The sequence below is a fragment of the Occultella kanbiaonis genome (genome assembly GCF_009708215.1).
In the GTDB taxonomy this organism is placed as follows: Bacteria; Actinomycetota; Actinomycetes; order Actinomycetales; family Beutenbergiaceae; genus Occultella; species Occultella kanbiaonis.
This window is the reverse complement of record NZ_CP046175.1, coordinates 1,652,653-1,664,028: the sequence shown is the minus strand read 5'-3', so window position 1 is coordinate 1,664,028 and position 11,376 is coordinate 1,652,653. Positions and strand designations below refer to the sequence as shown.

Here is an 11,376-nt window from a genome sequence, read left to right as displayed (position 1 = left end):
ATTCATGATCAACACACCCCATCGTGAATGTACATTGTCAATCCATCATCTGCGCCTTCCATACAAGCACATGAGTCCGACTGCGACAAGGGCAGACCCGTCGGCCTGCCGAGACGCCCTGCCCCGCACTTTGATCAACGCGCGCGAGGGCGTCAGGGCCCGATCTCGTCGATGACCCTGAGGTTCACCTCGTGCTCGGTGGGGCACGGACGTCGGTCCTTCGCGCACAGGATCGGCTGCCGTTCGTAGAATCGCGGATCCACACGCAGGACCACTTCGACGCACATCGCGCACAAGCGCTCGGCCGCCATGTTGATCTCGTGGGACTCCGCACCACAGAACGCCACCCGCCACACCTCGTCGCGGCAGCACACGAGGTGGGTGACCTCCTCGGGCCTGGCGATCAGCACCTTCGTCGGCTCGTCGACCGTGACGGCACCTCGAGACGGGTCCTCCCCCAGCATGCGCCGAATCTACCGCGCGATGCCGGCGTCCCGCGTGCGAACTCTGTCGGCGACGGCTACCGAACGACGCCCAAGACCGTTGGAATGACGACGAAAAGCGCCGTGTACTCGGGGGTACACGGCGCTCTTTCGGGGTGGAGGTGGCGGGAGTCTCACCGCTGAGACTCTGATCAGCAGCAATGCGCCTTTGGGCCACACTGTGGCAGTGGTGTGGAAGCGGTAGACGCAACCGAGGAGGACGCACCATGACCACCCAGCGACACACCCTGGCAGACCTCGAACTCCCCCCGGGCTCGCTCGGCGGCTTTACGCACGTGGCTTCACGTGTGCGAAGCGGATCCTCCGTTTGGGCCTGTTGGCTGGGCCGTGAGCTTGGAGTTCGGGGTTGGGTGCGATTCGGGACTTCATCCAGTCGCTGATCGAGTAGGCGCACGATCCGTTTGGAATACACGTCCTTGAATGGCGCAGAGGTAGAACCTGCCTTCAGCGGTGGGGTGATCGGTGATGTCCCAGAGCCAGAGCTCGGTATGGCGAGCCAGCGGTAGTAGGGCTGTTTTGCGAGCTTGAGGACCCGGCACGTTCACCGCGACGCGGATCGCGTCACCGGCGAGCCCACTCACGAGCGGGTAGAGCCCTTTCCCGGCAGGTTCGCCTGGGACAGATAAGCGCCGCGCGGCGCAGGACCTCGTTCTCCTGCACGAGCAGCTGGTTGCGACGCCGCAGCTCGCGCAACTCGGCCGACTCGCCTGCGCTCACTCCGGGAAGGCGGCCGTCCTCGACATCGGCGGCTCCCATTCAAATGCGCAGGCACGAATCGGAGATGCCGAACTCCTTCGCGATCTGTTACATCGGAGCCGCGCCGTGGCGGGCGATCGCCACCACGTCGTCTCGGAACTCCTGAGGGTGGTGTCTGGGCATGGGTACATCCAGCAGTGACTAAATCCCCACAGGTCAGGTGTCCCCTATCCGTGCAGCAGACCCGTCTTCGGCGACGTATGCGTTGTTCTCGACTCCGCGAGGGACCGGACTACCTTCGCCGACGAGGAGGCGGCAGCTCTGTCCCGGTCCAGCGACACGGCCGCCGCGAGCGGCGTGCCTTTCGTAGTGTTCTTCCGTGGGCGCGATCTCAGCAGTACCGGCGGACTGTGGCGTAGCACGGTGCGGGAGTCGCCGGTGGGCGGCCGGCGTGGCGGCTGGCACCAGCTTGGGCTTGAGGCGCTGAGCTACCTCGCGCTTACTGCGACGCTCGTCTACCTCGAGTTCGCGCCCCACCTGGACTGGGACAATGCGAAGCACTGCGCCTCGGGCACGTGGCGCAGCGAGCGATGGCGTCGGCACGAGTTTCGCCGTGGCCGGGCGTCACGTACTGGCACATTGCGACTCGCGCCGACATCCGCCCTGGATTGGCGCGGGATCATGAATAATCGTGGCATGAACAAGTCGAGTCCCACCGACAATGATCAACTCACCTTCGACACCGACCGGGCCGCAGACCATCTGCAAACTTCACTTACGTCACACGGCGCGTTGCCATACCTATTCATCGGCAGCGGGATCTCCCGACGCTACCTGGGCCTACCCGACTGGGAGGGATTGCTAAGGCACTTTTCGACCGAAGCGGGTGAGGACTTCAACTTCCACCTCGCGACAGCCAACAACAATCTCCCCGCCGCAGCCACGGCGGTCGCTCGAGCATTTCACCCTCTCTGGTGGAAGGATCACGTCTACAAGGACCAGCGAAATGCCTATTCTTCAAGCGTTCGCGACGATGAGGGTGGGCTTAAGGTTGCGATCTCAGAATATATTGGCGCCAACGACAAATTGCTGCCTGGCGTTCCGGGTGTTGACGACGCCGCCCTCGCCGCAGAGGTTGAACTATTGGGCACGGCCGTCGTCGACGGCGTGATCACGACGAACTACGACTCCTTGACAGACCAACTCTTCCCATCCTTCCCGCCGTACATCGGCCAAGATGAACTGCTGATGAGCGATGCGCAGTTCATCGCGGAGACGTACAAGATCCATGGAGCCGCATCGCAGCCCTTGACGCTGGTGCTGACGAAGAGCGACTACGAACGGTTCTCGAACCGAAACCACTATCTCGCAGCGAAACTTTTGACAATCTTTGCGGAACACCCCGTGATCTTCGTCGGCTACAGCCTTGGCGATAAGTATCTCAACGAGATCCTTGACAATATCGCTACAGCGGTTGGGCCTGAACGCCTCGGCGAACTGGGGAAACGCATCTACTTCGTTGAGTGGAATCACGATGCGTCAGCTCCGACGGTCATTGAGCAGACCAGCATTGAGCGAGGCGGATCTCGCCTCCCGATCACTAGGATTGACACGCACAGCTTCAAATGGATCTGGGAGGTCTTGTCGCGACTCGACCGACCCTTTCCTTCAGCGATCCTCCGCGAGTTGCGCAAGCATGTATTTGATCTAGTCACCCATCCCGATCCATCCCAGACGCGCGAGGTCGTCCGCGCTATCCCAATCGACACGGATGAGGGGAGCGACTACCGCGTCGTCTTCGGCGTGGGGGCATTTTCCGAAAAGGACTTGCAGAGCCTATCCACGATCGGTCGGACACTTCGACGCGATGACGTCGAGCAGGATGTCCTCGGAATACGCAAACGGGCACTCGACCCCGAGAATGTTCTGCTCTCTGGAATCCCAGATGCCATCCGCCCAGGACCGACCGCGTACCTTCCGGTACACAAGTACCTTCTCGAGTGTGGTCGCATCGCTGCGGATGGGAGTGTCAACTTCACAGAATTGCCTGAATTGATCCAACGGCTTGCCGAGCGACCACTATCCGCATCTGGTCAGAGCAAGGCACGATTCAACCGTGAAGTGAAGAGTGTTCTGACAACGCCACGACAAGTTCTCGACTCCTCGTATACGATGTACTTCAAACTCGAATGTTTGGTCCTTCTTGATCCAGGGCAGTACACAACACAGGATCTGTGCGATGTTCTCGTTGAACTCTACGGAACGCCGGACGCCAGCTCTCCGACTAACCGAGCACTCTTCCGCCGGGTCGTCTGCATGTACGATCGTCGCACGGCGCTGGAGATGGCGGCAATCGCACCGACATCGCTCTGACCTGCATTTTCGTCCAGTACAGGTTGCATTCGTCAATCCGGTGCCAGATTCAGATGCGTCGTGCGCCCGGGTCGTTCGAAGGCGCCCCTGGAGCGCGGTTCGGCCGAGGTAGTCGCGGCGCCTAGCCCTGCATTGGCGGGGTCAGCGCCGCATTGGCACACGCTGGAGACGCCATCCGCCGACCCGCGAGGCTAGCGTCGACTATCCCCCCGGCACTATGCCCAGATTGCGACTCTGTGCAGCAGGACGTGAAAAAGTGTCACATCTCGCGAAAAGTAGGCTCAAGGCGATCGAGCTTCCCTCCGAAGCTGACATGACCGAGGGCGCAGGTGCAGGTCGGGCCGCCCGGTGGCGCGGTCCGGCGACACGTCGCTATACGGTGCCGGCGTACCTCGATGTTGCGTCATCCGCGTTACGGCGGAGAGGAGGTTCGACCTCCGCGTGCGCGCTGAGTCTGGATCCGCCGAAGCGGACAGCCTGCATGAGTTCGGACCCAGCCGGCACCAAATCTCCGGTGTGATGGGTCTGATCGTCACTAGTGCGTCCACCGGCCGTGCGACCACGTCGTGGACTACCGTTCAGATGTGCACGACGTCGTGAGGTGGGCGTCGAGTTCGAGGAGGATGAGTTCTACAAGAGCTTCCGGTAGCGTAGAAGATAGGAAGATGCCATGCGGCGGTGCACAGCATGTGGTCGTTCCGTCGAGCGGGGAGCACGATTCTGTGCGCATTGCGCCGCGCCTCTGGACAACTCCGTAGCAACCACATCCAGGCCCACACGACGCGGCCAACCGCCGACTATCCCAGTCCTTCGCGTCGCGGGCATCTGCCTCGCCACGTTCGCGCTAGCGTTGCACATCATCGCGAGCGCCTCAAGCGAGTGGGTGGCGACCGCGCTCGACGGCGAACCCATCCCGCGAGGACTTCCAGTGCCGTTCGACACAATCGTGTGGCTTGGAGCACTTACTGGAATTCTAGCTTACATCGCCAGGCATCGGCCTCACAGTGAACGGACTCTTGATCGGCAGTTACTCCGCGGTGGGATCGATTGTCCTTTACGTTGCAGCAGTGGCCTTTGATAAATCGACTCGTCTCGAAAGGCCGATGGACGCACGCTGAACATCACATCCATAAGAGGGCCGCCTGAATTGCGTCGCAAAGCACTCTTCGTTACATGTCGCGCCTCCTCCTTTTATAGGCATACGTATGCCGGCATGGGTGATGGTGCAACTAGCGGGCACGGCGTGCGGGCTTTAAGCATATAAGGAACCTTCCTCAGATTGAGCACCTCGGCTCCTTTTGCTTACGGACGCGCTGACCGGCGGGCTGACTGAAACTACGCTCTCATCGCGGGAGACCCTTTGTCGCGGAGAAGGATGCAGACGAGGCGCGAAGCAAGTTGGTCGAGTACGCGTGGAGAACAGTCACGGCGGCCTAGACTACAGCGGCAGATCTACCGGCGGGTTCGTCGGAGCACTACCGTCCGCACTCGGCATAGGGTTCGAAAAAACCGAGAACAGTCCCACCTGGACCTTTCGCTTGTCGTTCCCAGCTGCCACGAAGAGGTCCTGCTCCGAAGCGACCTCCACCTTCACCGTGTACGCGGAGGTGGAGGCCTTTCGAGCGTCGCCATGACACTGATCCCTCCATGTGGTGTCGGACGCCCGCACCGCAGACTCGCGAGTGCGCCAGAGCATCACAAAGTTCGCGACGGTATGCTCCTCAGAGTCCGAAAGATCAACTGCGAGCTTGCGCGCATCATTTTTCAACTTGGTCAGCGTATAGAGCCCGAACTCGATGCGCGCCTCTTCGGCGCGCTTGCCATTGAACAGACAGACATCTACCGCAAGCGGTCGACCCTGCTTTCCTGTTGGGAATGTCCTCTCCCAGACTGCCTCGCTCCCGTGTGCAGCGAAGCTCACCGCTCCGAGCCTCATGAAGCCGTCGACCACCGATACTTCATACGAGTCCTTCTTGCCGGCGTGTCGAACGTCATCGGTCAGGATGGAGTTGCCAGCCTTTTCGCGCGCTGCGGACGCAACAGAAGCTTGGACCCACCGTTCCACATTCGCAAGGGCAACCGCCGCTTCCATCAGCATCACAAGTTCGTTGAGATTGCCCCTCGCCGTATCTGACGGGCGCCCCGATCCTCGACGATAAGTAACTACACGCATACGGCTCCTCAAAGTTGTTGCGCCGGGCCTGCCCCGAGAGTATCGGCCAGCCTCGCGTCATGTACGACGGCGGTGCTGAACTCGTCGGAACTCTCCCTCGGACCACGGCCTTCCGATCGCCTGGAGACTCGGGTAGTGAGTCTCAAGCGCAATGAGCCAGGAACTCCGACCGCGTACAACGGTCCATCCGCGTGGCGACCGAGGCGGCTACTACGACGGCAGGTGCACCCGGAGCAGGTCGGCGCCATCTACAACTTGCGCATCAACGACGTCGTCGGCTCACATACCACCATCCGCGCGGCGACCGCGGCATCCAGGCAAGTCAACTGCCCACGATCCGGGCAGCTTCACCACTTATGGCGCCTTGCCGAGCGAATCGGAAACGGTGGGAGTCTCACCCGTAGCCCTCTGACCTGCGGCGATCCTCGTCCAGAAAGGCGCGTGTCACCCCTGTGGAGGTTCTAGAGACCTCGCAGAGGGCCCGCATCCCACCCCCTACGGAGCAAGCGAGCCCCCGGTGGCTTTCGGCGAAATCGTCGATGGAGCCGCCTGGTGCTCCCTCCCGCCAGCCGCCAGGGACGCCTCGGCGCCAGCGCTAAATTTGGTCCTCACCTTGAACCCTGAGAGGCGGTGGACCCGTGGGACGTCGACATGTAAGTACAGCAGTAGCCGCCGAGTCCGCAGGCTTGTCCACTATGGCGTCGGCCAAGCTCGAGCGCCGCAATGTCACGAGCAAGACCCGTTCCGGCACCACCGGCCGGTATCTCGCGAAGCATCCTGCACGCACAAAGTGAGCGGACTCAACCCGGACTACGGTCAGACACCGCTGCCGTCGATGAGTTGGACGTGCTGCTACCTCAAGCAGAACAGGAACTCGGTGAGCCCGTGACCAAGTCCGCAGCGTACGACGGAGGCGCCCAGGGGCCACCACCGCCCTGATGCTCTGCGGAGAGCGGACTATCCTTGCGTAGCGCTGTGGATGACCTGCTGAACCGCGGAAGGGAGCTTCGTCATCACGCCCGCCTCCTCCACCAGGGAAGCGAGATTCCGCCAGACCTGAGTACGGACGTCAGTTCGGCCTAGAGCGACGAGGCGGCTCTCGATCTCTCGAACATCCCCCGGACGCGCCGCCAAGGTCTTACGGCGTGCGGCGGGAAAGTCGGTCTCGGTCAGGAGTCGGTCGGGCGGAACCATGCGCAAGGTCGCGTCACTCATGGCGGCGTTGACCGAGAACCAGCACCCAAGCTCGATCGCCCGATCGAACTCGGCCTGGGTTCCGTTGAACCAATGGAGGACGACACCGGGCAGCGAGTGGCGCGCTATCTCGTCGAGCACCTCAGTTCGTGCTCCAGCGCTGTGCACGCTGACCAGCACCGGGTGATCCGCCGCAGACTCGAGGACAGAACGGAAGACGTTGGTCTGAGTCTCGCTACTTCGACCGGCCAGGCCGACCTCACCTGCAAGGGCGAACCGATCGAGCTCCCCCGCGAATGCTTCCGGGGAGTGCTGTGCCAGCGACACTGGCACACCCGGGTGAACGCCGATCGCCCAGACGACGTTCGCCGCGACAGCGCCAGCAGGCCGCAGTGCGTACCGTGCTTCGTTGACCGAACGGGTCATCGCGAACACGACCGCGCCACCGAGCGCGTCCAGCTGCGCCTGGGTCACATCTCCGGCTATGTGCGCGTGCGCGTCAAGCGGGGGCAGATTACAGGGCAATGCTCAACGCTCCGAGCAGTTCGGTCCGGCCTCGGCGCACCATGTCCACCATGGTCTCGTAGTCGGTCCCCCGGGGCCACGGAGCGGACGCCATCAGGTCCTCGACTGTGGTCTCGCGGGTCGCCCACGCCTCAATCGCCCAGACGTCGGACCGGCGACGCTCTAGGAGTTCGGCACGAGCATTGCGTGCCAATCGGTCGATCACGTACTCGGTTGGGTCGAGTCGATCGGCACCGAAGAACGCGCCGCGTCGCACAAGGCAGGCGATGCACAGACCGCAGTTCAGGTTCGGGTTGCCGCCCTTGTACCTTCCCCCGTCCATCTTTCCGCAGGAGGTCGAGTTCCTGACCATGTCATCGAATCCGGGAATTCCAGTCGCCGCAGCCCGTGCAAGCATCTGACCCTTGGTATCCAGGGCGTGCGGGTTCATCAGGCGAACCCCGACGCCGAGTTCGTCCATCAATAGGTTGCCCTGGGTGAACGTCCACGGGTGCGTCGACTTGGTGGACAACGCTCCACCACGGCTGGGCACCAACGGCGGGTTCAGGCTGGTGAACCCGTTCTCCGGGACGATGACTTCTCCGGCGTTGGAGCCCGTCGCAGCTGCGACGGCGAGTGCCATGAACAGCCATGACCTAGTTCGCGTCGAGCTCTCTTCGCTCTTGCGAGGAGCGAACTTGACCCTCGACCACGCGAACGAGGGCTCCACTCTCTGCAGCGCCGCCGCCATGTCCGACTGCGACTTCGCGACTGCTCGGGTCTGGTCGCGGTGCCCGAGGTGCAGCCGTTCGGCATGTGACGGCAGGCCAATAAGCGCCGCGCAGAGGCTGTCGAGCCCGCCCGACGTCAGCTGGACCGCGGCGCGCGGGACGACGTCCGCGCGAACTGGTGTGGCTGTCGAGGTGTTCGGCACCGGGGTGATAGTCCAGGCGTCGCCGGTGATCCAGGCGAGCAAGTCGACAAGGCGCTGGCCCGCTGGCGACAGGAAGACGTCGGGCTGGTCGACGTGGACGACCAGGTGGAGCCGGCGTGAGAAGAATGTGGTCGAGCGCGGGACGGTTCGGTCGGTCAGGTATGCGGCGCCGGCGATGCGAGCGAGGTCTCGCGCCACGGGGTGCACGTCGCCGAACGACGAAAGAGTCCAGTCGATATCAGTCACCACGGTGTCCGAGTGCTCGTCGATGCTCGTGGGCCACAGCAGAACTCGCGCATCCGTGCGAATCGGCACGTCGTCGTCCGCAAGGACTTCCACGACTCTATCCATTACTACTCCCGGCCTCGTGGCTGCGGATCGCCTTGAGCACGACCGCGCTCAGCGACGTCGCCTTCTCAATGAAGAGCGCGGGCGACAGGTACCTGTTGCCCGCTGCGGCGCGGTGCCGGGCCCGGCGGAAGATGTACGGCTTGAGGCTCTTGTCGAGCGTGCGCAACGCCTCCTTGCTGAAGTTGCGATGCTTGCTCGACGTCAGTTCGACTAGCGCTTGCTCGTAGACGTAGGAACCGAGGAGGTGGTCGATCTGCTCGTCCTGCGTGAGCTCGGGGTTCTTCGCCACTTCCTTCAGTGTGGCGAGTGCTGCTCGTCGCAGCGCTTCGTCGTCGGGGTGTCCGGGGGCTCCGAGCAACTCGTCGAGGATTCGCTGGTTCTGCTCGCGCGCGCTCAATGTCACAAGCTCGTCGAGGTTTAGTCCGAGGTCACGCAGAGCGGCGGCGTCGCGTCGCGCGAGTGCGGAGCCTGCGGAGACCGCCGCGGCACCGCGGGCGATCGACTGCGTGGCGCTCCGATTCGACCTGGGGGTGCTGACGAACTTCCCGGTACCGCTCCGCACGCTCGAGCCGCCCGGCGTGAACCGGGACGGACGAGCGCTCGTCGGGGTGTGCCGGCTGGGTGCGCCGGGGATCGGGCGACGTTCGTGCGCATCCAACGCCTGAATGATGTGCCCGACGAGCGATTCGAGTGCAGCATCCTCAGGAGCGTTCGGCTTCGCGGACGGGGCCGCCGGTGATGCCTCGGTGCCGACGCTATCCGCTGAGCCGTCGTCGATCGCTGCCGCGTCGGCTGCCGCCGCGTCCCAGGGCGCGCTGCTGCTGCCACCGTATGACAGCTGGGTTCCCATCAGCGCCCTTGCTGATTTCGCAGCGACGCGATCTCGTCCTCGACGACCGACTTCAGCACGGGGGGGACGCCCGCGCGGTCCCGCAGTGCCTCTAGCGTCACCAACGCGTCGCCGCCTGCATCGACGATGTCCGGGACGGACTCGGGCTCGATGTACGGGAGGGCGTGCACACGGACGGCGTCGTGGAAGACCGCGGGAAGGCTCGGGTCACTCTTCGCGAGGTCTTTCGCCGACTCGATTGCAAGGGCGGTGGACACAGCACCGGAGCGTTCGAGCAGGCGCGTCACTGCCGCCTCTCGGATCGACACGTCGAACTCCAGGATGTCGGTGACCGCCTGGCGGCGGATCGGATCGCTCTCCGAGATGAGGTCGTCCAGGAGCGCGAGGATCTCGCTGGACAGGCCCTCGGCGGCGCTGAACGACGTGAATGTCGCAGCGACGGTCAGGTAGGTGTCAATCTTCCCGGACACGACACTGAGGCTCGGCGCCGAGGCAGCCCACTCACGCGTGCTGTCGTCAACCTGTTCAGGCTTGCCCGAGCCGCCCTCGCCATCGCTGTTCGCCCACTTCTCCCACTGGTCGATGAACGCCCCCCGCTCCTCAGGGATCTGCGACACGAGCGCTTCGAAAGACTTGGGGAAGCGGTCCTCGAGGATGTACAACTTCAGCATCACGTCGAGGTCGAGCTCGGCTCCACGAGCCTGCGCTATCGACACGCGCACACCCCAGGCGTTGAGGAACCGCTTGATCGCGCGAGGGCTGCTCCACTTGTCGTGGCTGAGCCCAGCCGCGACCTGCGCAGCCAGAAGAAGGTCGTCCTGGTGGGGGTCGGCGCCCGGGGGAAACGGCGCGCCGAGGTACGGCTTCCTCGCGTCCACGCGCCGTCCCGCGACGTGCGCGACGAGTTCCGTCCCTACGTCCGGGTCGCGATGCGAGGCGAGCAGCAGAGCGATGTAAGTCTCTGCATCGTCGCGAGATAACGTCGGGAGCCGCACGGGGATCTGGACGATCTTTTCCAGGTACCGATCGGAGTATGTACTGCGTGCACCCGAGTTCGCGCTCCGCTCGATCGCGAATCGGATGAGAGCTTCTTCGGCAGCGACGACGAAGGCCATCTTCGGGACGGCAAGGAACACCTTCACGGCCTCGAGGATCGCGACGACGGAGTCCGGGCTGCACCGGTCGAGGTCATCTATCAGCACCACGACCTTCTCGAGGTCGGGAGTTTCGGCGACGAGGTCGGCGAACTGGCTTCGGAAGCCAGCCATCGACGTCGGTTGCGCAGAGCCTGGGGTGAAGACATCGACGAGCTTGTCGACGTCGACCTCGCGGGCGAGTGCCATGTTCGCGATCGTCGCACCGACTTTCGCCCAGCCGATCCGCTTGAGCAGTCCCGTAGCCCGGTCCTTAAAGCTCTGGTCGGTGCTGAGCTCCTCGAGGACTTGGCTGATGACGAGGTTCCGGATCTCTGACTTCGGCAGGTCGTCGTACTCCCAGGGGTCGCACGTCACGACGACCACGCCGGGGATCGCTCCGAGCTTGGCCTCGATGAGCTTGAGCGCGGTCGATTTCCCTCCGCCCCAGGACGACTGGAGCGCGACGGTCACCGGGTCGAGCGTCGGGGAGCAGACCGCCGCGACCACGGTGTCCACAACGGGCTCGAACCCCAGCATGTCGATCACCGTGGGGTTGTCGTCCCACAACTTGATGTTCGACACAACCCCCGACACGTCGAGTCCCTCATCCCTAAGTCTCACCCACATCGTTGCGATGGGGTCGACGGGCACGTTGCCTCGCC

Annotated in this window: 7 protein-coding genes; 1 reads left to right on the top strand and 6 read right to left on the bottom strand. The window is 63.4% G+C overall.

The features are described from left to right. Window positions 1–152 precede the first annotated feature (152 nt). Window positions 153–464, bottom strand: coding sequence for a hypothetical protein (locus GKS42_RS07345; RefSeq protein ID WP_154793248.1), 312 nt, complete (start codon window positions 462–464; stop codon window positions 153–155). 1,158 nt (window positions 465–1,622) lie between these two features. Here GKS42_RS07345 and GKS42_RS07340 point away from each other — a divergent pair. Beyond that, window positions 1,623–3,572, top strand: a complete 1,950-nt coding sequence (locus GKS42_RS07340) for an SIR2 family protein (protein ID WP_154793247.1) — start codon at window positions 1,623–1,625, stop codon at window positions 3,570–3,572. A 1,438-nt stretch (window positions 3,573–5,010) separates the two neighbouring features. Here GKS42_RS07340 and GKS42_RS07335 read toward each other — a convergent pair. From GKS42_RS07335 to GKS42_RS07315, 5 genes are all read right to left on the bottom strand, one after another. Next, the gene (locus GKS42_RS07335; protein WP_154793246.1) at window positions 5,011–5,670 is read right to left on the bottom strand and encodes a hypothetical protein; all 660 of its coding nucleotides are present in this window, start codon (window positions 5,668–5,670) and stop codon (window positions 5,011–5,013) included. 1,032 nt (window positions 5,671–6,702) lie between these two features. Continuing rightward, window positions 6,703–7,464, bottom strand: a complete 762-nt coding sequence (locus GKS42_RS07330) for a TatD family hydrolase (RefSeq protein ID WP_154793245.1) — start codon at window positions 7,462–7,464, stop codon at window positions 6,703–6,705. Then, window positions 7,454–8,716: a hypothetical protein gene (locus GKS42_RS07325; RefSeq protein WP_154793244.1), complete on the bottom strand. Its 1,263-nt coding sequence runs from the start codon at window positions 8,714–8,716 to the stop codon at window positions 7,454–7,456. The genes GKS42_RS07330 and GKS42_RS07325 overlap by 11 nt, the downstream gene beginning before the upstream one ends. Before the next feature lie 4 nt (window positions 8,717–8,720). Continuing rightward, the gene (locus GKS42_RS07320; RefSeq protein ID WP_154793243.1) at window positions 8,721–9,578 is read right to left on the bottom strand and encodes a hypothetical protein; all 858 of its coding nucleotides are present in this window, start codon (window positions 9,576–9,578) and stop codon (window positions 8,721–8,723) included. After that, a complete protein-coding gene (locus GKS42_RS07315; protein ID WP_154793242.1) occupies window positions 9,578–11,365 on the bottom strand; it encodes a KAP family P-loop NTPase fold protein in 1,788 nt (595 codons plus the stop codon). The genes GKS42_RS07320 and GKS42_RS07315 overlap by 1 nt, the downstream gene beginning before the upstream one ends. Between the last annotated feature and the right edge of the window lie 11 nt (window positions 11,366–11,376).